Source organism: Mycobacterium sp. NPDC049093 (assembly GCF_040704635.1).
In the GTDB taxonomy this organism is placed as follows: domain Bacteria; phylum Actinomycetota; class Actinomycetes; order Mycobacteriales; family Mycobacteriaceae; genus Mycobacterium.
On the sequence record NZ_JBEZJS010000010.1, the window covers coordinates 74,933 to 100,313 of the forward strand.

General features: G+C 67.3%; 23 protein-coding genes and 1 pseudogene. 18 read left to right on the plus strand and 6 right to left on the minus strand.

The genetic code is table 11. The features are described from left to right. The first annotated feature begins 94 nt into the window (after window positions 1–94). Genes AB0876_RS30660 through AB0876_RS30670 form a run of 3 tightly spaced genes read left to right on the plus strand, consistent with a single transcriptional unit; the run spans window position 95 to window position 3,244 of the window. Window positions 95–982, plus strand: a complete 888-nt coding sequence (locus AB0876_RS30660; RefSeq protein WP_526043792.1) for an SDR family NAD(P)-dependent oxidoreductase — start codon at window positions 95–97, stop codon at window positions 980–982. Window positions 983–994: 12 nt separating this feature from the next. Further along, window positions 995–2,158 (plus strand): acyl-CoA dehydrogenase family protein, encoded by a 1,164-nt coding sequence (locus tag AB0876_RS30665; RefSeq protein WP_526043793.1) that lies wholly within the window; start codon window positions 995–997, stop codon window positions 2,156–2,158. A 15-nt stretch (window positions 2,159–2,173) separates the two neighbouring features. Further along, complete coding sequence (locus tag AB0876_RS30670; RefSeq protein WP_526043794.1) at window positions 2,174–3,244, plus strand: acyl-CoA dehydrogenase family protein; 1,071 nt, start codon at window positions 2,174–2,176, stop codon at window positions 3,242–3,244. A 24-nt stretch (window positions 3,245–3,268) separates the two neighbouring features. On the opposite strand, the gene AB0876_RS30675 is transcribed toward AB0876_RS30670, so the two are convergent. The 4 genes and pseudogenes from AB0876_RS30675 to AB0876_RS30690 form a co-directional block, all read right to left on the minus strand. Beyond that, on the minus strand, window positions 3,269–4,201 hold the full coding sequence (locus tag AB0876_RS30675; RefSeq protein WP_491840913.1) for a TIGR03619 family F420-dependent LLM class oxidoreductase: 933 nt from the start codon (window positions 4,199–4,201) through the stop codon (window positions 3,269–3,271). Between the two features lie 27 nt (window positions 4,202–4,228). After that, on the minus strand, window positions 4,229–4,693 hold the full coding sequence (locus AB0876_RS30680; protein WP_491840912.1) for a nuclear transport factor 2 family protein: 465 nt from the start codon (window positions 4,691–4,693) through the stop codon (window positions 4,229–4,231). A gap of 58 nt (window positions 4,694–4,751) precedes the next feature. Next, complete coding sequence (locus tag AB0876_RS30685; RefSeq protein ID WP_491840911.1) at window positions 4,752–5,480, minus strand: EthD domain-containing protein; 729 nt, start codon at window positions 5,478–5,480, stop codon at window positions 4,752–4,754. 97 nt (window positions 5,481–5,577) lie between these two features. Further along, window positions 5,578–6,502: pseudogene (locus AB0876_RS30690) on the minus strand (NADP-dependent oxidoreductase). Between the two features lie 111 nt (window positions 6,503–6,613). Here AB0876_RS30690 and AB0876_RS30695 point away from each other — a divergent pair. From AB0876_RS30695 to AB0876_RS30735, 9 genes are all read left to right on the plus strand, one after another. Further along, window positions 6,614–7,252: a VC0807 family protein gene (locus AB0876_RS30695; RefSeq protein WP_491840909.1), complete on the plus strand. Its 639-nt coding sequence runs from the start codon at window positions 6,614–6,616 to the stop codon at window positions 7,250–7,252. Between the two features lie 29 nt (window positions 7,253–7,281). Further along, window positions 7,282–9,606 (plus strand): endopeptidase La, encoded by a 2,325-nt coding sequence (lon, locus tag AB0876_RS30700; protein WP_491840908.1) that lies wholly within the window; start codon window positions 7,282–7,284, stop codon window positions 9,604–9,606. Window positions 9,607–9,709: 103 nt separating this feature from the next. Beyond that, the gene (locus AB0876_RS30705) at window positions 9,710–10,501 is read left to right on the plus strand and encodes a lysophospholipid acyltransferase family protein (RefSeq protein WP_526043795.1); all 792 of its coding nucleotides are present in this window, start codon (window positions 9,710–9,712) and stop codon (window positions 10,499–10,501) included. Between the two features lie 61 nt (window positions 10,502–10,562). Further along, window positions 10,563–12,008, plus strand: a complete 1,446-nt coding sequence (cycA, locus tag AB0876_RS30710) for a D-serine/D-alanine/glycine transporter (protein WP_526043796.1) — start codon at window positions 10,563–10,565, stop codon at window positions 12,006–12,008. A 19-nt stretch (window positions 12,009–12,027) separates the two neighbouring features. Next, window positions 12,028–12,417: a nitroreductase/quinone reductase family protein gene (locus AB0876_RS30715; protein WP_526043797.1), complete on the plus strand. Its 390-nt coding sequence runs from the start codon at window positions 12,028–12,030 to the stop codon at window positions 12,415–12,417. A gap of 1 nt (window position 12,418) precedes the next feature. Beyond that, entirely contained in the window at window positions 12,419–12,751 is a 333-nt protein-coding gene (locus AB0876_RS30720; RefSeq protein WP_491840904.1) for a TfoX/Sxy family protein, read from the plus strand. A 68-nt stretch (window positions 12,752–12,819) separates the two neighbouring features. Further along, the gene (locus AB0876_RS30725) at window positions 12,820–13,044 is read left to right on the plus strand and encodes a hypothetical protein (RefSeq protein WP_003881986.1); all 225 of its coding nucleotides are present in this window, start codon (window positions 12,820–12,822) and stop codon (window positions 13,042–13,044) included. A 15-nt stretch (window positions 13,045–13,059) separates the two neighbouring features. Beyond that, complete coding sequence (locus AB0876_RS30730; RefSeq protein WP_526043798.1) at window positions 13,060–13,926, plus strand: oxygenase MpaB family protein; 867 nt, start codon at window positions 13,060–13,062, stop codon at window positions 13,924–13,926. Next, window positions 13,926–14,177: a hypothetical protein gene (locus tag AB0876_RS30735; protein WP_491840902.1), complete on the plus strand. Its 252-nt coding sequence runs from the start codon at window positions 13,926–13,928 to the stop codon at window positions 14,175–14,177. Before AB0876_RS30730 ends, AB0876_RS30735 begins: the two co-directional genes overlap by 1 nt. Here AB0876_RS30735 and AB0876_RS30740 read toward each other — a convergent pair. Further along, window positions 14,145–14,831, minus strand: a complete 687-nt coding sequence (locus tag AB0876_RS30740; RefSeq protein ID WP_526043799.1) for a DUF998 domain-containing protein — start codon at window positions 14,829–14,831, stop codon at window positions 14,145–14,147. The two genes, AB0876_RS30735 and AB0876_RS30740, sit on opposite strands and share 33 nt — an antisense overlap. A gap of 55 nt (window positions 14,832–14,886) precedes the next feature. Here AB0876_RS30740 and AB0876_RS30745 point away from each other — a divergent pair, with 55 nt between their 5' ends. The 5 genes from AB0876_RS30745 (at window position 14,887) to AB0876_RS30765 (ending at window position 21,388) form a co-directional block, all read left to right on the plus strand. Continuing rightward, entirely contained in the window at window positions 14,887–15,465 is a 579-nt protein-coding gene (locus AB0876_RS30745) for a hypothetical protein (RefSeq protein ID WP_491840900.1), read from the plus strand. 9 nt (window positions 15,466–15,474) lie between these two features. Beyond that, window positions 15,475–16,203 (plus strand): DUF72 domain-containing protein, encoded by a 729-nt coding sequence (locus AB0876_RS30750; protein ID WP_491840899.1) that lies wholly within the window; start codon window positions 15,475–15,477, stop codon window positions 16,201–16,203. 11 nt (window positions 16,204–16,214) lie between these two features. Then, window positions 16,215–17,453 (plus strand): NAD(P)/FAD-dependent oxidoreductase, encoded by a 1,239-nt coding sequence (locus AB0876_RS30755; RefSeq protein ID WP_491840898.1) that lies wholly within the window; start codon window positions 16,215–16,217, stop codon window positions 17,451–17,453. A 153-nt stretch (window positions 17,454–17,606) separates the two neighbouring features. Continuing rightward, on the plus strand, window positions 17,607–18,251 hold the full coding sequence (locus tag AB0876_RS30760; RefSeq protein WP_491840897.1) for a hypothetical protein: 645 nt from the start codon (window positions 17,607–17,609) through the stop codon (window positions 18,249–18,251). After that, entirely contained in the window at window positions 18,251–21,388 is a 3,138-nt protein-coding gene (locus AB0876_RS30765) for a helicase HerA domain-containing protein (protein WP_491840896.1), read from the plus strand. The genes AB0876_RS30760 and AB0876_RS30765 overlap by 1 nt, the downstream gene beginning before the upstream one ends. Here AB0876_RS30765 and AB0876_RS30770 read toward each other — a convergent pair. Beyond that, window positions 21,358–22,845: an acetyl-CoA acetyltransferase gene (locus AB0876_RS30770; RefSeq protein ID WP_491840983.1), complete on the minus strand. Its 1,488-nt coding sequence runs from the start codon at window positions 22,843–22,845 to the stop codon at window positions 21,358–21,360. The genes AB0876_RS30765 and AB0876_RS30770 overlap by 31 nt on opposite strands. Before the next feature lie 128 nt (window positions 22,846–22,973). Here AB0876_RS30770 and AB0876_RS30775 point away from each other — a divergent pair, with 128 nt between their 5' ends. Continuing rightward, window positions 22,974–25,343 (plus strand): phosphoketolase family protein, encoded by a 2,370-nt coding sequence (locus AB0876_RS30775; protein ID WP_491840895.1) that lies wholly within the window; start codon window positions 22,974–22,976, stop codon window positions 25,341–25,343. The last annotated feature ends 38 nt before the right edge of the window (window positions 25,344–25,381 follow it).

The window sequence follows — 25,381 nt, forward strand, 5'->3', positions numbered from 1 at the left end:
GCTTATCAAGCGCTTGCTCAACTGTCTCCGAGGGTGGCGTGGGGCCTCATCCCCCGTCCGCGGAAGCGGCGCGGTTCCGTTGGGTGAAACAGCGATGGCATCGACGCCGCGCGTGGCTAGTGTGCGAGCCGTGGAGCTTCGTCGTGTTGCGTTGGTGACGGGAGCGAGCCGCGGAATCGGCCGTGAGATCGCGCTGGAATTCGCCAGGGCCGGTTTCGATGTGGCGATCACGGCGCGCACCGTGCATGAGGGCGAGGGACGTGTGCCCTCCCGAGAGTCGGACGGAGACTCCGGACCCGTACAGGTCCCGGGCAGCCTCGACACCACGGTCGCCGAGATTCGCGCGCTGGGCCGGCGGGCCCTGGCGATCCGGATGGACCTGCTCGACCTCGCCGACGTCCACGCCGTCACCCGGCAGGTCCTCGACGCCATGGGCCGGATCGACGTGCTGGTCAACAACGCCATCGCCCAGATCGACGGAGTCATGGACCGCCTGCTGGACATCCGTCTCGGCGACGCCGAGACGATGTACGTCGGGAACTTCCTGCATCAGGTGGCGCTCATCCAGCAGGTGATCCCGTCGATGCTCGACGCGGGCGGGGGCGTCGTCATCAACCTGATCTCCGGATCGGCCGAGACCAATCCACCGGCTCCGGCCGGCGAAGGCGGGTGGGGACTCGCCTATGCCGCGTCGAAGGCGGCATTTGGCCGTATCGCCGGAATCATCAACGCGGAGTTCGCCTCCCGCGGGGTTCGCGCCTTCAACCTCAACCCCGGCTACGTCATCACCGAGGCCGGCCAGGCCCGCGGCGGCGCCTCGAAGATCGAGACGGCGGGTTACCAGGCCATCCCGGCCACCGTCGCGGCCCAGGCTGCCCGGAGGCTGGCGACATCACCCGACGCCGACCGGCTCCTGGGCAAGTCGGTGTGGTCGCAGCGTCTGGTCGATGATCTCGCCCGCCGATCGAACTCGGATACCTAGAAAGGTCCAACGGTGTATCTAGCCGAAACGCCCGAGCAACGACAACTTCGGGCCGAACTGCGCGCATACTTCGCCGAGATGATGGCCGGGGACGGCCGCCTCGGAGTCGGTGAAGAGGGTGTCGGCGGAGAGCGGTTCCGCGAAGTGGTCAGCACCCTGGGCCGCGACGGATGGCTGGGCATCGGCTGGCCGACCGAGTACGGCGGGCAGGGCCGGTCGCTTGAAGACCAGTTCATCTTCTTCGATGAAGTCCAGCGCGCCGCAGTGCCGTTCCCGTTCGTCACGGTCAACACCGTCGGTCCGACCTTGATGAAGTTCGGCACCGATGAACAACGCCGCACTTTTCTGCCGGGCATCCTCGCCGGCGACATCGTGTTCGCCATCGGCTACACCGAACCGGAGGCCGGCACCGACCTGGCCACGCTGCGGACCCGGGCCGTGCGTGACGGCGACGACTGGATCATCGACGGCACCAAGGTGTTCACGTCCGGGGCCAACACCGCCGACTACATCTGGCTGGCCTGCCGTACCGGCGAGGCACCGCGGCACAAAGGCATCTCGATCATCATCGTGCCGACCGAGTCCGAGGGGTTCAGCTGGTCACCGATCCGCACAGTCGGCGGGCTCACCGTCACCGCCACCTACTACAGCGAGGTTCGGGTCCCGGCCGAGAACCTGGTGGGCGACCTTCACGGCGGCTGGCCGCTGATCACCTCTCAGCTCAACCACGAACGGATCGGGTTGGCCGCCATCGGCGGGCACGCCGAGGCGCTCTGGGAGAAGACCGTGAAGTGGGCGAAGTCCACCGGCGCCATCGAAAAGGACTGGGTCCGCACCGATCTGGCCCGCACCCACGCCAAGCTTGAGGCAATGCGGCTGCTCAACTGGAAGATGACCGCCGCCGTGGCGGCCGGGACGCTGTGCGGAGCCGACGCTGCGGCAGCCAAGGTGTACGGCACCGAACTCCACATCGAGGTGTATCGAACCCTGCTGGGCATCCTGGGTCCGCAGGGCCGCATCCGCTGCGACGCGGATGCGATGGACTTCGCCAGCGAGATCGAACAGATGTCACGGCAAAGCGCGGTCAACACGTTCGGCGGCGGAGTCAACGAGGTACTGCGCGACATGATCGCCACCCAGGGCCTGGGCGCCGTGGCCCCACGCCGGACGAACTGAAAGGCAAGTCTGACAATGGACTTCAGCTTTGACGAGGAACAGCAGGAAATTCAGCGGCTGGCCGACGACCTGCTTGGCCGGATTTCCGGGAGCACCGACATCGGTGCCGTAGAGACCGGCGCCGACGGTTTCGACCGGGCCCTGTGGCACGAACTGGCTGCCAGTGGTCTGCTGGGGGCAGCTCTACCCGCCGAACTCGGCGGTGAGGGTCTGGATCTGGCCGCACTGTGCCTGCTGCTGGAGCAGCAGGGCCGGCGCACGCTACCGGCTCCGATCTGGCCCTCGGTCGTGGCCGCGCTTGCCATCGCCCAATTCGATCCGGACGGGCCGGGCGCCGGGCTGGTCGAATCGGTGTGTCGCGGAGAGGGCGTGCTCACCGTCGCGCTGGAAGAGGCACAGACCCCGCTGACGGCCTCCCCCACTGCGGAAGGCTGGGCGCTCACCGGCCGCAAGGTCGCGGTCCCGGTGGTCGCGGTCGCCGACGCCGTGGTGGCCACCGCCGTCACTCCCGAGGGCACGGGCCTGTTCCTGGTGAGCCTCCCCGACTCCACCCTGACTGCACACCCGCATCGCAGCACTACCCATGAGCCCTGCGCTACAGTGGATTTCGACTCCACGCCGGCTGTCATGCTGGGCGCTCCCGACGGAACCGCCGTCACCTGGACGTGCAACCGGGCCCGCCTGGCAGTGTCGGCGCTCGCCCTCGGAGTAGGCACGGGAGCGGTCGAACACGCAGTGCCCTATCTCAACGAGCGCCGGCAGTTCGGCCGCCCCCTGTCGGGATTCCAGGCGGTGGCGCATCAATTGGCGGACTGCTACATCGACCTCGAGGCGATGCGGACGACCCTGTGGCACGCGGTGTGGCGCACCACCAACGACCTGCCCGCCGATACGGCAACCTCGGTGGCGAAGTGGTGGGCCAGTGACGCCGGACAACGCATCGTGCACCGCATCATCCACGTCCACGGCGGCATGGGTGTCGACGAGGATTACCCGGTTCACCGATATCTGTTGTGGGGAAAGCAACTTGCTTCCACTCTCGGTAGTGCCGGCTCCGAACTCGCAACCATCGGCGCTCAACTGTAAGCCGGGCACCTCATGTCGATCTGCTCATCGGGTGGCCGAGCGGAATTCTGCGACCAGTTCGGCGAGCAGGTCGGTCGCCTGGCTCACGTCCTTGGGCAGCGACAAGGTGAACCGCACATCGGTGACCCCGGCGGCGATCAAGGGCACAGCCGAGGCCGCGCTGGCCGCCAGGTCGACGGACCGGTCCTCGCGCTTGACGGTTCTCCCGTGACCGAGCACCTGGAGGCCGGTCGGGTCGCCGCCCAGGTCCGAGATCTTGTCCTTCATCGCCGTGATCGCTCCGGCCGGGTCGGCGATTGCGGCACCCCACGGAATCCAGCCACGGCCGAACCGGGTCAGCCGCCGCGCCACGGCAACGTTGACGGTTCCGCTGACCCAGATCGGAACACCGCCCGCCTGAACGGGTTTGGGCATCTGATGAATGTCGGTGAAGGACAACTCGGGTGACTGATAGGTGCTGCGCTGCTGCGTCCACAGCTGCTGGCACACTTCAAGGGTGTGATCGAGCAGGCGGCCGCGGCGTTCGAACGGCAGGCCGGCCGCCTCGTATTCCTCGCGCTGCCATCCGACGCCGACACCGAGATCGACGCGACCGCCGGACAACACGTCCAGCGTGGAAACCTGCTTGGCCAGCACCGCAGGGCGGCGCAGCGCGGCCAACAGGATCGCGGTGCCGAGCCGGATCCGGGAAGTGTTGGCGGCCAATGCGGTGAGCACGGTGAGCGGATCGAGCCACTGACCGTCCGGGCCGGTGGGCTGGCGGCCGCCGGCGATACCGCCCAACGCCGGATTGGCATAGGCGGCCGGGTTCTCGCCGAATACGACGTGGTCGGAGACCACCACTCGGTCGATCCCGGCGGCATCCATCGCCCGGCCCAGCGCCAGGGTCGAGCTCCAGTCATGGTCGGGATCGTCGGTGAACGTCTTCAGCTGCAGCGAAATCTGCGGGGTAGTCAAGGCCTTACCTCCAGTCCTGGGCCGGGTCTACAGCCGTACCTGGCGCGCCGGCCGGGTTTCGATGGCATCAATGGTCAACTCACGCTTGGCGATACACCAACCGGCGGTGGTGCGGAGGTACTCATCGGCATAGCGCAGGTACCAGACCAGGTCGGTGATCTTTCCGTCCTTGTCGATCCAGTGGTGCGCGACGCCCACGACGGCGCCGGTCGCGGTGTCCGCGGCAGGCCCGGCGGTGTAGACCTCGCCGACGATCGCATGCAGGGTCCGGGTGACACCGCGCAGCGACTCCATGGCGGTCCGCACCCCGGCGTGCCCCTCGTGACGCACGCACGGGCCCAGGTCATCGGGTGGCTTCGGGAGGGTCAACTGTGCTGTGGGCGTGAATAATTCGACGAGATCATCGAAGTTCCGGGCGTCGACGCAGGCAGCATAGCGGTGTGCCAGATCGGACAGTTCCAGCCGGTCGGCCGCTGACAATGGTGCAGTCATACTTCCCATCCCGTCTGTCGGCGTTGGGTGATTCCTACCCAATCGGCCCGGCCTGCGCTCACCCGATCTCGTTCAACGAAACCGCATTGCCGCTGAACGGACTGCGGAAGAGGTACCGGCTGGTCGGGACGGTGTCGATGTTCTCGTGGGCGCCGAACTTCACACAGCTTTCGATCATCCGCGTCATCCGGTCCTGCAGGTCCGCCTCGTCCCGTGCGCCGTAGAAGACGTTGAGATCGGACACCGCGCCGTCAGGGAACAGCTCTTCGACGATGCCGTCGATCTGCGGCGCGTCCGGGGTGAGCGCACGGACCACGACGTTCTGGGTGTAGCCGAACGTCGCCTGGGTGTCGATCGCCACCTGGGTGTGGTTGTTGTGCCAGCGGTCGAGCCAGGTCGCCTGATCCATGCCCGCCGGCCGGCGCAACAAGGCCACATTGGCCAAAGCGGGTGTGCGCAGGCCTTCACCCGGGTCCGGCGGCGGCATCGGTGACGATTCGGTCACCAGGTAGGCGTCGACCGCATGGGCTTCGGCCGCCAAAAGTTCGATGGCAGAGCGAATCTGCGTGCCGTAGTACTGCTGTGTCCACAGGCTGATCACGGCGGCGCCGGGCGGGTCCAGCGTCGTCAGTGTCATCAGCGAATCACGGACCGGCTCGTCGCGGACGTTCACCACGACCCCGGGCAACCCCAGGTCGAGCAGCGCACTCGCCACCGGGCCACGCATCCGCCTGCACCACTGCTCATCGAAATCCGTAGTCCGGACGATGACCACCACTTTTTCCATGCGCCGAACTTATCTCCGAGTCGGGTCAGGGCCTGCCCGCCGGTTCCACTGACTGGAACCGCGTCGGCCGTCACCAACCTGCGCGCTCACCAACACGTCATGGCCGCAGCACCAATTTCCCCCTGGTGTGCCGCTTCTCGAGCTCGGTGAAGGCTGCCCGGACATCGTCGAGGGCGTACACCCCGGCGATCGGCACGTCTAGCTCCGCGGGCGGCGAGATCGGCCAACTCGGCAACGATCGCGATGTCAGACCCCTCGGCATTGCCTGCGCTCTGAACACCGAACCGCTCGATGGCACCGAAATCGATGATCGTGTCGACTCGCTGAGGATCGACGGCCAGTTCCTCGACTGCCAGCTGCACATAACCGCCACCGAAGAAATCGAGGAAGGCGTCGACGCGACCCGACGGGGATGCGGCACGAAGCCGGGCGGCCAGGTCGTCGCCGTAGTTGACGGGGACCGTGCCGTGCGTCGTCAGCCAGTCGTCGCCACCAGGCCCGGCGACACCGAGGACAGTCGCCCCCGCCCGCCCGGCGAGCTGCACCGCAATGGTGCCGACCCCGCCCGTGGCCCCCGCGACCGCGACCACGTCGCCGGGTCGCAGCCGCACAGCCCGAACTGCCGCGTAAGCGGTGGCGCCCGCGACATACAACCCTCCGGCCACCTCCCACGGCAGGCCAGGCGGCTTGGCGGCCAACTGCGAGGCGGGAACCGTCACGTATTCGGCGTGGCTGGACCGTCGATCGGAGAATCCGAGCACCTCGTCACCGATCTGGAATCCGGTGACTCCTGCCCCGAGCTCGGCCACCACACCGGCCAGGTCGCTGCCCTGACCTGATGGGAAGGAGGCGGGGAAACGGTCATGCAGGGCCCCGCGACGGATCATGGCCTCACCCGGATTGATGCCGGCCGACTTTACTTCGACCAGTACCTCCCCCGGGCCCGGAACGGGCCGCGGCACGTCCCGCACCTGCAGGACGTCCACCCCACCGTATTCATCGAACTGCACCGCTTTGCTCATATGCCCTAGGACGTAACCGGCGACCGAAAACATTCCGGGCAACCGCCTCATACGCCCGACTCCGACAGAACACACAGGCGATTCACAGAGTGCGTCCATATCTTCGCCGTGGTGAGCAGAGACAACTCACTACGCCCAGTCATGCGGGGCATCCTGCTCGATGTCGCGCCTCCCCTACTCGCCTACTACGGGCTCCGCGCCGTCGGCGTTTCGGAGTACATCGCTCTGCTCACCGCGACCATCCTGGCCGGGATCAAGGTCTCCTATGACGCGATCAAGGCCCGCCGACTCGATCCGTTCTCGGGCTACCTGATGCTGAATTTCGGCCTGAGCCTGACGGTCGGCCTCGCCACCTCCGATGCCCGGATGCTAATGGCAGGCAACACTCTTGTCGGCGGCATCGGCGCACTGCTGTTCCTGGGCAGTTGCTTCGTCGGCAAGCCACTGACCCAGATCGTGGCCGAGCGGGTGGGTACCACGCCCGAAGGCAACCCGGGTCCCCGCGAAGTGGCGTTCAGACACCGCGTCCACATTTCGCTCTCAGCGATGTGGGGCATCGGCCTTCTGATCGGGATGTTGATCAGCCTGGTGATCATCTTCTCGCTGGCCATCGATGTCGCGAACGGGGTGAACACGGTGGTTTCGCTGGCCTGGACGGCACTGCTCATGGTTGCGACCGTGGTGATGGGCAAACAGGCCAGGGCGAAAGGGGAACGCCTCCGGGAACAAACTCAGGCCCGCCAAGGTTGAGCGCATCAGACTGAACTTTGGAGGTATTGATGCCTGAACAAATCGCAGTGCCCGTCCTGTTCTTGAGTGAGCCGATCGTCCTGCCCGGAATGGTGGTGCCCGTCGAACTCGACGATGCCGCCCGGGCGGCCGTCGATGCCGCCCAGGCCAGCGAATCGGGCAAGCTGCTGATCGCGCCACGCCTGGACGACCGCTACCCGACACACGGGGTGATCGCGTCGATCGTGCAGGTCGGGCGCATGCCCGGAGGAGCAGAAGCCGCCGTCGTCCGCGGTGAACGCCGGGCTCACATCGGCTCCGGAACCACCGGGCCGGGTGCGGCCCTGTGGGTCGAGGTGGACGAAGCCGCCGAACCCGAACCGGTGACCGACGAGACCAAGGCGCTGGCCGCCGAGTACAAGAAGCTGCTGCTGGCCATGCTGCAGCGGCGCGAGGCCTGGCAGATCGTCGACGTGGTCAACAAGATCACCGACCCGTCGGCTCTGGCCGACACCGCCGGCTACGCCTCATACCTGACCGATGTGCAGAAGCGCGAACTGCTGGAGACCGAGGACGTGAGCCGTCGCCTCAGCCTGCTCGTGGAATGGACCGGCGAGCACCTGGCCGAGGTCGAGGTCAACGACAAGATCGCCGAGGATGTCCGGTCCGGCATGGACAAGCAGCAGAAGGAATTCCTGCTGCGCCAGCAGCTGGCCGCGATCCGCAAGGAACTCGGTGAAGGCGAGCCGGAGGGGTCCGACGACTACCGGGCCCGTGTCGAGGCCGCCGACCTGCCCGAGAAGGTGCGCGAAGCCGCACTGCGCGAGGTCGGCAAGCTGGAACGCTCCAGCGACCAGAGCCCCGAAGGTGGATGGATCCGAACCTGGCTGGACACCGTGCTGGACCTGCCGTGGAACGAGCGCACCGAAGATTCGGCCGATCTCAAGGGGGCCCGCGAAATTCTGGACGCCGACCACCACGGGCTGGACGACGTCAAGGACCGCATCGTCGAATACCTGGCCGTCCGGGCCCGTCGCGCCCAGCGCGGCATGGCCGTCGTCGGCGGCCGCGGGTCGGGTGCCGTGATGGTGCTCGCCGGTCCGCCCGGGGTCGGCAAGACCTCGCTGGGTGAGTCCGTGGCCCGCGCACTGGGCCGCAAGTTCGTGCGCGTCGCCCTGGGCGGCGTGCGTGACGAGGCCGAGATCCGTGGCCACCGGCGTACCTACGTCGGCGCCCTGCCCGGCCGTATCGTGCGGGCCATCGGCGAGGCGGGTTCGATGAATCCCGTTGTGCTGCTGGATGAGATCGACAAGGTGGGCTCCGACTACCGCGGCGACCCGTCGGCTGCACTGCTGGAGGTGCTGGACCCGGCGCAGAACCACACGTTCCGCGACCACTACCTGGAGCTGGATCTGGACCTGTCCGATGTGGTGTTCCTGGCGACGGCGAACGTCATCGAGAACATCCCGTCGGCGCTGCTGGACCGCATGGAGCTGATCCAGCTCGACGGCTACACCGAGGACGACAAGGTAGCGATCGCGCGGGACTACCTGCTGCCCCGGCAGGCCGAGCGGGCGGCGCTGACCGACACCGAGGTGGCGGTCACCGACGCGGCGTTGCGCAAGATCGCCGCGGACTACACCCGCGAGCCGGGTGTGCGCCAGTTCGAGCGGTTGCTGGCCAAGGCGTTGCGCAAGGTGACGACGAATCTGGACTCGACAGAATCCCCCATCACGATTGATGAGCCGAATCTGGTTGAGTACCTGGGCCGTCCGCGGTTCACCCCGGAATCCACCGAGCGCACCGCGGTGCCGGGTGTGGCGACCGGACTGGCCGTCACCGGCCTGGGCGGCGACGTCCTCTATATCGAGGCCAACTCGAACGAGGGTGAGCCGGGCCTGAAGCTGACCGGTCAGCTGGGCGACGTCATGAAGGAGTCAGCACAGATCGCACTGTCCTACGTGCGGGCCCACGCCTCGGAACTGGGTGTGGATCCCAAGGCACTGGACCGCCAGATCCACGTCCACGTGCCCGCGGGTGCGGTGCCCAAGGACGGTCCGTCGGCCGGCGTCACCATGGTGACCGCACTGGTGTCGATGGCCACCGGGCGGCAGGTGCGCGGCGATGTCGGCATGACCGGTGAGGTCACGCTGAACGGCCGGGTGCTGCCGATCGGCGGCGTCAAGCAGAAGCTGCTGGCGGCGCAGCGGGCCGGGCTGAAGACCGTGTTCATCCCGGCGCGTAACGAGCCCGACCTGGATGAGGTCCCGGCCGAGGTGCTGGAGGCTTTGGAGGTCAAGCCGATGACCGACGTGGCCGACATCATCGCCCTGGCGCTGGAACCCGCCCGCGAGTCCACGTCGGCCGCCGCGTAAGCAGCCGACGGGCCCCGCCGCCAAAACCGCCGTCCGCCGTTGTGACCCAAAGTCGCAACGGCGGACGGTTTATTTGTTCGGCATTCGGGTCAATCTGGCGGCGATGGACGAAAATGAGCTCGACCGGTGGGATCCCGCCGTCACCCGACAGGTGAAGTCGTTGGCGGGGCCGATTGCGAAGTGGTGGTTCCGCTCTGAGGTCCGTGGCCTGGAGAACATCCCGGGCCACGGCGGTGCTCTGGTGGTCGCGAATCACTCCGGCGGCATGCTGACACCCGACGTCCTGGTCTTCGCGCCGGAGTTCTACCACCACTTCGGCTACGACCGTCCGCTGTACACGCTCGCCCATTACGGAGTACTTCTCGGGCCCACCGGGGATCTGTTCCCGCGGCTCGGGGTGGTCCACGCCAGCCGGGAGAACGCGGCGGCCGCCCTACAGTCCGGCGCGGTGGTGCTGGTGTTTCCCGGCGGCGATTACGACGCCTACCGCCCCACCGCCGAGGCGAACACCATCGACTTCAACGGGCGAACCGGATACGTCCGGACCGCGCTGGCCGCCGGGGTCCCCGTCGTGCCGACCGTCTCGATCGGCGCCCAGGAAAGCCAGCTGTTCCTGACCCGGGGCAACTGGCTGGCCCAGCGGCTCGGGTTGCCTCGCATCCGATTGGACATTCTGCCGGTGAGCATCGGGCTTCCGTTTGGCCTCAGCGTCCTCGTGCCGCCCAACCTCCCCCTGCCGACCAAGATCGTCACCGAAGTCCTGCCACCGATCGACATCACGGCACGCTTCGGCGCCGACCCCGATATCGACGCCGTCGACGCGCACATCCGGGAAATCATGCAGACGGCCCTGAACCGGCTCGCCTCACAGCGCCGGTTCCCGATACTGGGCTAGCCGCCGGGGAAATGCCGGGCTGGCTGCAGCCGTCATCTCCTCGCCTGCAATCCTTCACGGTGTGACGTCAGATACATCCACGGACGAACGGCACCTTTCCCGTCAGCTGTCGAACCGGCACATCCAGCTGATCGCGATCGGCGGAGCGATCGGAACGGGCCTGTTCATGGGCTCCGGCAAGACCATCTCGCTGGCCGGCCCGTCGGTGCTCTTCGTCTACATGGTCATCGGCTTCATGCTGTTCTTCGTCATGCGGGCCATGGGCGAACTGCTGCTGTCCAATCTGCACTACAAGTCGTTCGCCGATTTCGCCGCGGACCTGCTCGGCCCGTGGGCAGGGTTCTTCACCGGCTGGACGTACTGGTTCTGCTGGATCGTCACGGGTGTGGCCGACGTGGTGGTGATCGCCGGCTACGTGGCCTTCTGGTGGCCGGACCTTCCGCTGTGGATACCGGCACTCGCGACGGTGGTGGTGCTGATCGGCCTGAACCTGCCGACCGTGCGAGCCTTCGGTGAGACCGAGTTCTGGTTCGCCCTGATCAAGATCATCGCGATCGTGACGTTGATCGTCGTCGGCCTCGTGATGGTCTTCACCAGCTTCACCGCGCCCACCGGCGCCCAGGCGTCCTTCGCCAACCTCTGGAACGACGGTGGGTTCTTCCCCACCGGCCCAATGGGATTCGTGGCCGGATTCCAGATCGCGACCTTCGCATTCGTCGGGATCGAACTCGTGGGAACCACGGCGGCCGAGGCCAAGGACCCCGAGCGCAACCTGCCCAAGGCCATCAACTCGATCCCCGTGCGCATCCTGCTCTTCTACGTCGCCGCCCTGGCCATCATCATCGCGGTCACGCCGTGGCGCGAGATCGATCCCGAACACAGCCCGTTCGTGGCCATGTTCAGCCTCGCCGGTCTCGGAATCGCCGCATCGGTGGTCAACTTCGTGGTGCTGACCTCGGCGACGTCGTCGGCCAACTCCGGCATCTACTCGACCTCCCGGATGGTCTACGGCCTGGCCGCCGAAGGTGACGCCCCCAGCCTGTTCGGCCGGCTCACCTCACGTCGCGTACCCGCCAACGCGTTGTTCCTGTCCGGGGTGTTCCTGCTGTCGGGTGTGGTCATGGTCGCCGCCGGCGATTCGATCGTGGCGGCCTTCACCTTGGTCACCACGATCTCGTCGCTGTGCTTCATCTTCGTCTGGACGATCATCCTGGTCAGCTATCTCGTGTACCGGAAACGCCGGCCGGAGCTGCACGAAGCGTCGAAGTTCAAGATGCCCGGCGGTGTCGTGATGTGTTACGTCGTGCTGGCCTTCTTCGCCTTCTTGCTGTGGGCGTTCACCCAGAAGGAGGACACCCTGCAGGCCGAACTGGTGACACCCGCGTGGTTCCTGGTTCTGGGTATCGCCTGGATGGTGTTGCGGCGCCGCCCAGGACATCTGGCCCGCGAAGCCAAGTTCCACGCCGACCTCGAGTCCACCGAACTTGAGTCGAAGGATTCCGACTGATCCTCGGTAGGGTTGCGCCATGGTGGATCTTCGTGATCTGAAGCGACGCATCGTCCACGGCGCCCAACGCCGCATCGTCAACCCGGTCGGGCGCCAACTGCCTCTGACCATGCTCGAGACCGTCGGCCGCAAATCCGGCCAACCACGGCACACCGCCGTCGGCGGCCGGGTGATCGGGCAGTCTTTCTGGATGGTGTCCGAGCACGGCGACCGATCGCACTACGTGCTCAACATCAAGGCCAATCCAGCGGTACGAGTCCGCATCAACGGGACCTGGCGGACCGGCACCGCGCACCTGCTGCCCGACGACGACCCGGTGGCCCGGCTCAAAGAGCTGCCGACGCTCAACAGCGCGGTAGTCCGCACTGTGGGCAGCGACCTGCTCACCGTCCGCATCGATCTCGACTGACATGGCCTTCGACCCGGACCTGGCCAACCGCATCCGCGAGCTGACGGCATCCGAACGCGGCCTGGACGAGAAGCGCATGTTCGGCGGATTGGCTTTCCTGATCGACGGCAACATGGCGGTGGCCGCGACCAGGGAAGGCGGCCTGATGGTGCGGGTCTCGCGGGACGACGGCGAGAAACTGGTGCAACGCGAGCACGTCGAGCCGATGGTGATGGGCGGCCGGGAGATGCGCGGTTGGCTGCGGATCGCAAGCCCCGGCATGAAGACCAAACGGCAGCTGCAATCGTGGGTCGCCCGGGGTATCGACTACGCCAAGAGCCTGCCGCCCAAGTAGTTTCCGGGACGCCGATCAGAATCGCCATTAACATAGAGCCCGCCTGACAACGACGGGGGCGCACTCACATGTTGACCGCAGTACGCAAGATTCTCGGCTTTCAGATGACCATCGCCGAGTGGATCGGAACCGCCATCATCCTCGCGGTCCCCTATCTGCTCATCGGCCTGATCTGGTCACTCACCCACACCAGCCACCTGGCCGGCATGCACGGGGCCGACGCCGTGGTGTCCTTTCTGGGCTCCATCGTGTCCTGGCCGGTGCTGCTGTTCACCAACGTGTGTATGGCCTGACAGGGAGGGCAGCGCATGACTTCCGCCTCCGCCAACCGGATCTCGATCACCCGCCGCACGTCGCGCTGGTCCGACGACGACGTCACCGTCGCCGAGGCGATGGACCTCTGGGGCTTCGCCGCCGGCGCGGCCAACGTGATCATGCAACTGTCCGCGCCCGGCGTCGGCTACGGCGTCGTGGAAAGCACCGTAGATTCGGGCAATCTGCTCAAACATCCGTGGAAACGGGCCCGCACCACCCTGAGCTACCTGGCGGTGGCCATCCTCGGCAACGCCGAGGACCGCGCCGCGTTCCGCGAGGCCGTCGACACCGCGCACCGACAGGTCCGTTCCGGGCCGGCAAGTCCCGTGCAGTACAACGCCTTCGACCGCGACCTGCAGATGTGGGTGGCGGCCTGTCTGTTCGTCGGCCTCGAGGATGTCTACCAACTGCTGCGTGGCGAGATGACCGAAGCTCAGGCCGAGCAGTTCTACCACTCCGCCGCCACACTGGGCACCACCCTGCAGGTCGACGAGCAACAGTGGCCTCCGGCACGGGCCGATTTCGACACCTATTGGGACACTGCCTGCGCGCAGGTGCAGATGGACGACGTGGTCCGGCAATACCTACATGACCTCGTGGACCTGCGGATGATCAACCCGTTGCTGCGCATACCGTTCCGGCCGCTGCTGAAATTCCTGACCACCGGATTCCTGGCGCCGGTGTTCCGGGACGCTGTGGGCTTCGGTTGGGGCCGCGGGCGGCAACGGTTGTTCGAATGGCTGTTTCTGGCCGTGGCGTTCGGCAATCGGTTCCTGCCCGTGTTCATCAGGCAGGGCGGCAGCTATCTGCTGCTCGCCGATGTGCGTCGGCGGGTGGCCGCCGACAAGGCGCTGATCTGATGCACCGGATTCACCGGATCCTGGGTCACAAGCTGAGCGTCGAACAGGTGCTCGAGACCTTGATGTGGCTGGCCCTGCCCTATCTGGTGATCGGGCTGGTCTGGACGTTCTTCCATCCCGAACAGGTGCAGCTGATTGAGTCGAGTCTGCTGACCAAATTCCCGGCCGGCGCCGACCTGGTGGCCTTCGGTCAGGTCACGCTGCTGTGGCCGGTGCTGCTATTGGGCGCCGAGGTGTGCGTCGCGATGTGAGCGCAGCAGGCGCGTGGCCACACCTGCCACATACAGCCACAGCACTGTTCCGACGACCCAGACCGGTACGTAGTTGAACGTCTCGGTCTGCGCCCCGGCATGGGAACCCAGGTAGGCGAGAACCGCCAGGATCGCGACCCCGATCGACGCCGACATCACCGCCCACACCCGATCTCCGATGCCGGCGAAATACCTTGCCAGCACGAAACATCCGCACGTCATGGCCAGGAAGCCCAGCCCGCCGGCCACGCCGTGAATCGTCGCCGACGTACTCATCTCCTCGCCCCCGGGACAGCCCGGCGGGAACCCGGCCCCCGGATCGGTCGGGTTCAGCCCCACCACGACACCGGCCAGCAGTCCGTACAGCCCCACACACACCGCCGCGATACGTCCCGACCGCATGCCGGCGGCCACCCGCCAGATACCGGCCCCGAACGCGATCAGCAACAGGCCACAGACGACGAAGTCGACCGACTGGATCCATCCCCAATCCCCAAGTGCCAACATCGAATTGGCGTGTCGGGTCAGCTCGAACCCAGGACGGGTGAATGCCAGCGTGTAGGAAATCGCGGTGAGCGACAGGCCACCCACCACGCCGGCGGCCAGCAGGGCCGAAGTGACCCGGGCATCTGCCGGGCGCGCGTCGGGAGTCACGGAAAGTCGACGCTACCGTTCCGGCCGCGACAACAGTTGGCTAGGGTCTTGCGTCGTGAAGGCTTGCCTCGTCCGCTGTGCAATCTTTGGCGCCGCCGCCGCGCTCACCGGATGCACGTCGGGAACCGTCGTCAACACCGACGATGCCGCCGCGCCCCCACCGACGAGCACCACGGCACCGGCGCCACAGTTCGGCACCGCAAACCTGGTCAACGCCGCCGAGTACGCCATCGAGGTCGACCGCCGCAAGGGCTATTACTTCAGCACCCCGAGCGGGCGCTGGCAGTGCGCGATCCTGCCCCGCGACCGCGCCGGATGCCAACCGGCCGGTGGCACCTCGACGATGAGCGTGACGGGCGCCCCCGAAACGGTGCCCGATGCCACCGGCGGGACCGCAGCGCCGAATGCCCTGGTTCTCGACCGGGATACCGACGCGCATTTCGCCAACCTCGCCCAGCCGGATTTCGCGCAGTCGGCCGCGGTTGCGCTGCCGTTCGGCAAGGTGCTCGCGGTGGCGGGTTTCCGCTGCAACGTCCAGGAGCAGTCCGGGGTGTCCTGCGTGCGGGAAGTGACGGGCCGAGGTTTCACGTTCTCCGCCGAGGGCTACACCCTGCACTACACAGACGTCCCCTAGCGATGGCAGATGATCAGGATCGGCACCTCGGGTTGGTCGTACGACCACTGGACCGGGGTACTCTATCCGCGGGGCACTCCGGCGAAGGCGAGACTGGCCCACTACGTCGATGAGTTCGACACCGTGGAACTCAACGGCAGCTTCTACCGCTGGCCCGCGGATACGACGTTCACCGGGTGGCGCGACCAGATGCCCGAAGGTTTCACCATGTCGGTCAAGGCGCAGCGCGGTCTGACGCATTACCGGAGACTGCGGTCGCCCGAGAGCTGGACGCCGCGGTTCGAGAAGTACTGGCAGCTGCTCGAACCGCACAACGAAGCATTGCTGGTCCAGCTTCATCCGGCCGTCGAGCGGGACGACGAGCTGCTCAGCGGTTTCCTCGCCCAACTCCCGCGCCCGATCCAGGTGGCGATGGAGCTGCGGCATCCCTCCTGGCACGAGCCTACGGTGTATGAGCTGTTGGAGAAGTACGGCGCAGCGTATGTCGTGATGAGCGGCCCCGGCTTGACCTGCCGGACCGTGGCCACCAGTGATCTGGTCTATGTCCGCATGCACGGCCCGGCCGACGACGGCCTGTACGCCGGCTGCTACTCCGACGACCAACTGTCGGAGTGGGCACAGCAGATCCGGCAGTGGGACCGCGACAACCACCGCGTCGTCGTGTATTTCAACAACGATCTCGGTGGTCACGCGGTGCGTAACGCCCGAAAGCTGAGGGCGTTGGTCTCGGGCGAGTAGGCTGGATCGACATGACAACGTCGTCCACAATTGCGATCGTCGGCGGTGGCCTGGCCGGAGCCAAGGCCGCTGAAGCACTGCGGGACAACGACTTTGATGGTCATGTTGTGCTGTTCGCCGCCGAGGACCACCTACCCTACGAGCGTCCGCCGCTGTCCAAGGAGTACCTGGCAGGCAAGAAGAAGCTCGACGATTTCACCACCGATCCGGCGGCGTGGTACCGCGACCACAACGTCGAACTACGGCTGGGAACCGAGGTCTCCGCCATCGACGCCGCCGACCACACGCTTGCGCTACCTGACGGCACGACCGTCGGCTACGACAAGCTGCTGCTGGCCACCGGGTCCGCCTCACGACGACCACCGATCCCGGGAGCCGACGCCGCGGGCGTGCACTATCTGCGCACCATCGACGACGCCGCGGCGCTGAGCGAGGCGCTGACCCCGGGGTCGTCCCTGGCGATCGTGGGGGCCGGATGGATCGGACTGGAGGTCGCCGCCGGTGCGCGCGGCCGCGACGTGAAGGTCACGGTGGTCGAGGCCGCACACCTGCCCCTGCTGGCCGCGCTGGGCGCCGAGGTCGGTGAGGTGTTCGCGCAACTGCACCGTGAAAACGGAGTCGACCTACGGCTGGACCAATCGGTGCAGGAGATCACCACGGACAACGGCACCGCCACGGGACTACGGCTCGGGGACGGCTCGACCGTCGCCGCGGACGCGGTCCTGATCGCCGTCGGCGCGGCACCGAACATCGGACTGGCCGAACAGGCGGGGCTGGCCATCGCAGACGGCGGCGTGCTCGTCGACGCGTCGCTGCGCAGCAGCGATCCCGACATCTACGCCGTCGGCGACATCGCGGCCGCGCAACATCCGTTCTTCGGCGTGCGAATCCGCACCGAGCACTGGGCAAACGCACTCAAGCAACCCGCGGTGGCGGTCGCCGGGATGCTGGGCAAATACACCGGGTCCGCCCCGGAATACACAGAGCTGCCCTATTTCTTCACCGATCAGTACGACCTCGGCATGGAATATGTCGGCCATGCACCCGAATATCAGCGCGTCGTTTTCCGCGGCGACGTTGCTGGGCGCGAATTCGTGGCGTTCTGGCTCGACGCCGACAACCGCGTCCTGGCGGGGATGAACGTCAATGTGTGGGATGTCCTTGACGACGTCAAGGCGCTGATCCGATCGGCCGAGCCGGTCGATCCCGACCGCATCGCCGACCCGGCGCAGCCGCTGCCGACCCGGTAGCTGCGGGCACCTCGCCCACTGGGTGGGCGAAAACCCTGCGGCGCAACAAGTTTCTCGCGCGGTCAGGGGTACGCGCTAACGTGCATGGAACACGTGCCCGGCGTCCACCCGTCCGCGTGCAAAAAGCGACGACGGCAGGAAGGTGAGCAACCGGTGAATGTCACGCCCGACGACCTGACCGGCACCGAGCAGGCGGTCCTGCTGGTACTGATGGCCGAGTCCCGTCCGGTGGCCAACGCCGAGCTGGAGCGGCTCGGGCCCAAACTCGACAAATCGAAGCGCGACCGGCTCAACCGGTTGGGCCTGATCGAGTCCACCGGAAGCCGGCCGCTCGTCCATGAACTGACCGACACCGGGTGGGCGCTGTGCCGATCCCTGTTCGGCGCCGACGCGCCGGCCAGATCCACCGGACAGGGCAAGGCCCTGTACACGCTTCTTGGTGCGCTGCACCGCTACTTCGAACACGCCGACCTCGTTCCCGCCGACGTGTTCCTGCCTGCCGAGGTGCCCGCCACGGCAGCCCCGCCGGCGCCCGGAGCCGGTCCCGAAATCCAGCTGCGTACCGCTTACGCCGGGCTGACCACCCGGCCCGGCGGCTGGGTGAGTCTGCTGCGGCTCCGTGAGGCCGTGCCCGGGCTGCCCCGTCCCACCGTCGACGCCGCGCTGATCAGCCTCTACCAGCAGCCTGGCGTCAGCCTGATCCCCGAGGAGAACCAGAAGGTGCTCACCCCCGCCGACCGCGAAGCCGCGGTGGAGATAGGCAACCAGGACAAGCACCTGATCGCGATCGAGTCCTGATGGAGTTACAGCATCGCGAAGCGCTCAGCGCGCTTCGCCTGACCTGGGCACCGACCGCCGACGATCTGTGGCATTCGCAGGGCGCGCTCCACGTACGCGGGCTGCACGACCGGCCGATGGCCGACGTGATGGCCGCCTTCGGCGATGCCGAACGCGAAACCGACTCCAGCCCGCTGGGTGTGGTGGTGCGGGGCCCGGCCGGATCGGGCAAGACCCACCTGCTCGGCCAGGTGCGCGAACAGGTGCAAACCGGCGGCGGCTACTTCTTCCTGGTCGAGCTGCTCGACGCGGCCAGTTTCTGGCAGTCCGCCCGGGCCGGGATCCTGGAGAGCCTGGGCCGGCCGGGCAGCGAGCGCGAGACCCAACTCAAAGACCTGCTGTGGGAACTGTCCTCGGTGGCCCACATCTCCCGGGCCAGCCGGCGGGCCGTGATCGGCGACGACGACCTGACGCCCGAGATCCTCAACGACTTCGTCAACGCGCTGCACAAGGTCCACCGCCACACCGTCAAACGCGCCCACCACACCCTGCGCGCCCTCGTGCTGCTCGGTGCCGGTGACCTCGAGTTGCAGGACATCGGCGAGGCCTTCCTGACCGGCAACGGCGAACGGGAGGCCTGGGGGCTGCCCGCACCGACGCTCACCGCGCAGGAATCGGTCCGCGACATCTCACGGCTGATCGCCCTGGCCGGGCCGTCGGTTTTGGCGCTCGACCAGATCGACACACTGCTGGCCCAGTCCACCGAACGCACCGACACGGCCGGTGCGGCCCCGAGCAACAACGACCTTGAGCACATCGCACACGGCCTCATGTCGGTCCGGCAGACCATGCGCCGCACCGTCGGTGTGGTGGCCTGCCTGCCCGCCGCGTGGGAAGCCATCCAGGACCGCGCCACCGCCACCGTGCAGGACAGGTTCCGCACCACCGCGCTGTTGCAGGGTCTGCCGACACCAGATGTCGGTCGCGCCATCCTCGAACGCCGGTTCACCGCCAGCTACGCCTCGATCGGGTTCACCGCGCCCTATCCGAGTTGGCCGATCCTGCCGGCAGCGTTCGACGAAGCCACCCAGTACACACCGCGTCAACTGCTCAAACGCGCCGACACCCACGTTCGCCGCTGCCTGGAACACGACATGATCGAGGAGCTCTCCAGCCTCACCGCCGAGGCGGTCGGCCCGCACGAGACCGGCTCGGGCGGCGCTGCCCAGGGCGACACCGGCGAACTGGACCGCCGCTTCGCCGACTACCGGCGCCGCGCCGTGACGGTCGCCGCGCTCGACCCCGACGGCGAGGACACCACCATGCCCGGCCTGCTGTCGGCGGCGCTCGACGCATGGATCACCGAACTAGGTGAGGCCGGGCAGGCGTTCCGTCCCGATCCGCTCCCGGGCCAACGGGTGGTGCTGCACGGGCGGCTTCGCCAGACTCTCGACGCCACCACCGACGACGAGCGGCACTGGGCATTCCGCGCCATCTCGTCCGGCAACGCCGTCGCAGTCCAGAACAGGATCCGAAAAGCCTGGGAAGCAACCGGTTTCAATCCAGACCGGCGCCAGCTTTTCCTGCTGCGCAACACCGCGTGGCCCAAGGGCGCCAAAACGACGGTGATGATCGCCGAGTTCGAGGCGGCCGGTGGCCGGGTGCTGCCCATGAGCGAGGACGACGTGCGCACCATGACCGCGCTGCGCGACCTCATCGACGACAACCACCCCGACCTACCCGATTGGCTGCGCCGCCGCCGCCCGGCCCACGGGATCGGCTGGCTGCGTGCCGCCCTCGGGGACATCGCGGGTGATCCTCCGCCACCGGCCCAGATCGACGTGGATGCCGAGCTCGCGACCGGGCCCATACGTGTGCAGCCGCCGGCGCCGGTCATCGAGCACTCACCGACCGCGGTGACCCTGGGCCTGGACAGCCCCGGCGGGCGCCCGGTGTCGGTCGATCTGGCCGCGCTGCGCAAGCACACCGCCATCTTCGCGGGCTCCGGTTCGGGGAAGACCGTGCTGATCCGGCGACTGGTCGAGGAGTGTGCGCTGCGGGGCGTCTCGTCGATCGTGCTCGACCCCAACAACGACCTGTCCCGGTTGGGTGCCCGCTGGCCCGAGAACCCGCCCGGGTGGACCCCGGCGGACGACGAGCGCGCCGACGTGTATTTCGACAATGCCGAGGTCGTGGTGTGGACTCCGCGCCGCTCGACAGGACGCCCGCTGTCGTTCCAGCCGCTACCGGACTTCGCCAGTGTCATCGACGACGACGACGAGTTCGCCGACGCCGTCGAATCTGCCGTCGCTGCGCTCGAACCCCGCGCCCTGATCGTCGGGACCACGGCCAAGGCCGAGCGGTCCCGCGCGGTGTTGCGCGAGGCGCTGCGGTACTACGGGGCGAGGCCCTCGACCAGCCTGGACGGCTTCATCGATCTGCTCGCCGACCTGCCCACCGAGGTCAGCGCACTGGGTGGGGCGAACAAGCTGGCCGCCGAGTTGGCCCAGAACCTGCGCGCGGCGACGGTCAACGATCCGTTGTTCGGCGGCGCCGGCGCCGCCGCCGACCCCGGAGTGTTGTTGACACCGTCGCCGGGCTACCGGGCTCGGGTGTCGGTGATCAACATGGCCGGCCTGACCAGCGACCAGCAGCGTGAAGGATTCGTCAATCAGTTGCAGATGGCGCTGTTCGCCTGGATCAAACGCAACCCGGCCGGTGACCGGCCGTTGGGCGGATTGCTGGTGATGGACGAGGCGCAGAACTTCGCCCCGTCCAGCCATACAACCGCGTCGACACACAGCACCCTGGCGCTGTCGTCGCAGGCCCGGAAGTACGGGCTCGGGTTGGTGTTCGCCACGCAATCCCCGCGCGGTCTGCACAACCACATCCCGGGCAATGCCACCACGCAGTTCTACGGTCTGCTGAACTCCCCCGCCCAGATCGCGGTGGCCCGGGAGATGGCGCGGGTGAAGGGCGGTCACGTGCCCGACATCAGCAAGCTGCGTTCAGGCCAGTTCTATCTGGCGTTGGAAGGCAATGCCTTTCACAAGATCCAGACTCCCTGGTGCCTGTCCTACCATCCGCCAAGCCCGCCGACCACCGACGAGGTGCTGGCGCTGGCCGCTCAGAGCAGGGTCGCGCTGCCGTCGGCGTGAACCTGCACCTTCGCCCCGGCGATGTCGGAAGACATGGTCGCCGCCGCTTGTGACTCGTCGACGATCCGGGCCAGCGTACGTCCGTCATCGGGGGTACGCACCGCCAGGAAGGCGCGCTCCGCGGTGCCGTCGCGACCGACCGGCGTGGTCCACGATTCCACCGTGCCGGTGCCGGTGAAGTCCACCTGCAGTGCCCGGGTGGGCTCGGCGTCGACCTCGGACTGCACGTCCTGCCAACGGAATTCGTGGGTCGGCGGCTCGGTGCCGTACACGCCGAAGCTGTGCTTGGTGAGGTAACCGCCGTTGGCGGTGATCAGCCCGCGCGTGCCGGGATTCGCCACGAGTTTCTCGGCCATGGTGGCGATCGAATGGGACACGTAGTTGTTCCACGGCCCGCCTGCGAAGGTCAGCCCGCCGGTGACCGTCAACGGCCGGGCCGGATCGGCCAGCGGTAGACCGATTTCGGCGGCGGCCACCTGCACCGCCGACGGGAAGCAGGAGTACACGTCGATGAAATCGACCTCGTCGACGTCCACCCCGGCCAGTTCGAGGACGCGCCGTCCGGCGATCCGGATGGCCGGTGACCGGTAGAGCTCGTCCCGCTCGCCGATCGCGTAGGTGTCGTGCGAATCCGTCCCGGCATACGGGAAAACCCAACGGTCGGTCGGGATCTGGAGATACGTGGCCTTCTCGACGGTGGTCAGGATCAGCACCGCACCCTGGTTGACCATGTTGTTCGAGTTCATCAACTTGGTGTAGGGCCAGCTGATCATCCGGTTGTCCGGGCCCGGCTGCCAGATCTGCTCGGCAGGCACCGACTCCCTGCTCCAGGCGTGCGGGTTGTCGGCCGCCACCGCACTGAACTGAGACCACAGCTCGCCGATCCGCCTGCGGTGCTCATCGCTGGTCTCACCCGCCGCGATCCGCAGCGCCTGCTCGAACATCGGATACACGTAGGCCGGTCGGTCCAGATTGATCCGGAGTTCGGCCTCACCGGCCATCGGCACGCCCTCGTGCGCGCCCGGCGCCTCCGGCACCGATTCGTCCTGACGGGTCCAGTCCGGCTTGGTCCCGAGCTTGCGCAGCCGGCTGCGGGTGCGCCAGGTCTCGGCGCCCGCGATCAGCACCACCTCTGCCCGTCCGCCCTGTAGGTCCAGACAGGCCTCGTTCACCAACGACTGCGGGACGTTGCCGCCCACCCCCGTATAGCGGGTCGCCGCCTTGTCGGCCCGGATGCGTTGCGCCAAGAGCAAACCCGGATCCCGGTAGTGCCAAGACAGCAGGTTCACGATCCGCACCGAGTCGACAACCTCCAGCACCCGCGGATCTGCGGCCTCCCGGGCGGCCGCGACCATCAGATCGACCGGCTCGACATCCGGGTTCTCCTCCCGCTGGTTGACCTGGCCGTAACCGACGAGGACCGGAGTGCGTGGGTCGAGGGCGCTGGGGACGGGCATGCCCTCGAACCTAGCCGACGCGAACGCGACCGCGTCGTCGGTGTACTTCGCGCGGCGTTGGTTGAGCGGTACGAATTCGGGTACCCGGAACGCGCGCACCATTCACCGACAACCGCCACTATGGGGACATGAGCGACGCGACTGGATCACCGGCACTCACCGACACCGACCTCGAGCAGCTCAACGCCTACTGGCGGGCGGCGAACTACCTGTCCGTCGGCCAGATCTATCTCCTGGACAACCCTCTGCTCGACGAGCCGCTGGCCGCCGAACACGTCAAGCCGCGACTGCTGGGCCACTGGGGCACCACCCCGGGGCTGAACCTGCTGTACGCCCATCTCAACCGGATCATCCGGGAACGCGACGCGAACATCATCTACGTCACCGGGCCCGGTCACGGCGGCCCGGGGCTGGTGGCCAACGCCTACCTGGAAGGCACCTACAGCGAGGTCTACTCCGCAATCGGGCAGGACACCGACGGCCTGCGGAAACTGTTCCGCCAGTTCTCGTTTCCCGGTGGGATACCCAGTCACGTGGCCGCGGAGACACCCGGCTCGATCCACGAGGGTGGCGAGCTCGGCTACGCCCTGGTCCACGCCTACGGGGCCGCGTTCGACAATCCCGACCTGGTGGTGGCGTGCGTGGTCGGCGACGGCGAAGCCGAAACCGGACCGCTGGCCGCCAGCTGGCATTCGAACAAGTTCCTCAACCCGGTCGTCGACGGCGCGGTGTTGCCGATCCTGCATCTCAACGGCTACAAGATCGCCAATCCCACAGTGCTGTCCCGGATTCCGCAAGAAGAACTCGAATCACTGTTGTACGGCTACGGATATCGGCCCATCACCGTCGCCGGGGACGACCCGGCCAACGTGCACCAGCAGTTGGCCGCGGCCATGGACGAGGCGTTCGACCAGATCGCCGCGATCCAACGCGCGGCCCGCCTCGACGGGGAGGCAGGCCGCCCACTGTGGCCGATGATCATCCTGCGCACCCCCAAGGGCTGGACGGGCCCGCATGAGGTGGACGGCAAACTGGTCGAGGGCACCTGGCGCTCGCATCAGGTGCCGCTGTCGGAAACCCGGACCAACCCGTCGCACATGGCACAGCTCGAGACCTGGCTGCGCAGCTACCGGCCCGACGAACTGTTCGATGCCGACGGCGCGCTGCGGCCCGATCTCCGGGCCCTCGCCCCCTCGGGCACCCGGCGGATGAGCGCCAACCCGCACGCCAACGGCGGGCTGCTGCTGCGTGACCTCGACCTGCCCGACTTCACCGACTACGCGGTCACCGTGGACAGCCCCGCCACGGGCACCGCGGAGGCCACCCGGGTACTCGGCACATTCCTGCGTGATGTCATCGCAGGCAATCCGGACCGCTTCCGGCTGATGGGTCCCGACGAGACCGCCTCCAACCGGCTGGCCGCGGTGTTCGAGAAGACCGACAAGGCATGGCAGGCCGAGACACTGCCCGTGGACGAGAACCTGGCCCCCGACGGCCGGGTGATGGAGGTGCTGTCCGAACACCTCTGCCAGGGCTGGCTGGAGGGCTACCTCCTCACCGGGCGGCACGGGCTGTTCAACTGCTACGAGGCCTTCGTCCACATCGTCGACTCGATGCTCAACCAGCACGCCAAGTGGCTGTTCAACAGTTCGCATCTACCGTGGCGCCGACCGATCGCATCCCTGAACTATCTGCTGACGTCCCATGTGTGGCGCCAGGACCACAACGGGGCGTCGCACCAGGATCCGGGTTTCATCGACCATGTCGCCAACAAACGTCCCGAGGTCGTACGCGTCTACCTGCCGCCGGACGCCAACACCCTGCTCTCGGTGGCCGACCATTGCCTGCGCAGCCGCCAGTACGTGAACGTCATCGTGGCGGGCAAGCAACCGGCCCTGACCTACCTGACGATGGACGAGGCCGTCGCGCACTGCACCCGCGGTCTGGGGATCTGGGAGTGGGCGAGCAACACGACCGGAGAACCGGATGTGGTGCTGGCCTGCGCCGGCGACATCCCGACCCTGGAGACCCTGGCCGCCGCCGACATCCTGCGCCGCCGCCTCCCCGAGGTGAAGGTCCGGGTGGTCAACGTCGTCGACATCATGCGGCTGCAACCCGAGTCCGAACATCCCCACGGCCTGTCCGATCGCGAGTTCGATTCGATCTTCACCACGGACAAACCGATCATCTTCGCCTATCACGGCTACCCGTGGCTGATCCACCGGTTGGCCTACCGCCACACCAACCACGACCAGCTCCATGTCCGCGGGTTCAAGGAGCGGGGCACCACCACGACGCCGTTCGACATGGTGATGCTGAACGACCTCGACCGGTTCCACCTGGTCATGGACGTGATCGACCGGGTCGGGGGCCTGGCGGTCAAGGCGGCCGGGTTGCGCCAGGAAATGGTCGACGCCCGACTGGCCGCCCGCAGCTACACCCGCGAGCACGGCGAGGACGACCCGGCGATCTCGAACTGGACCTGGACCGCGGACTGATCAACCCGGTGTGACCTGGGTAATTGCGCCGCGCCGGT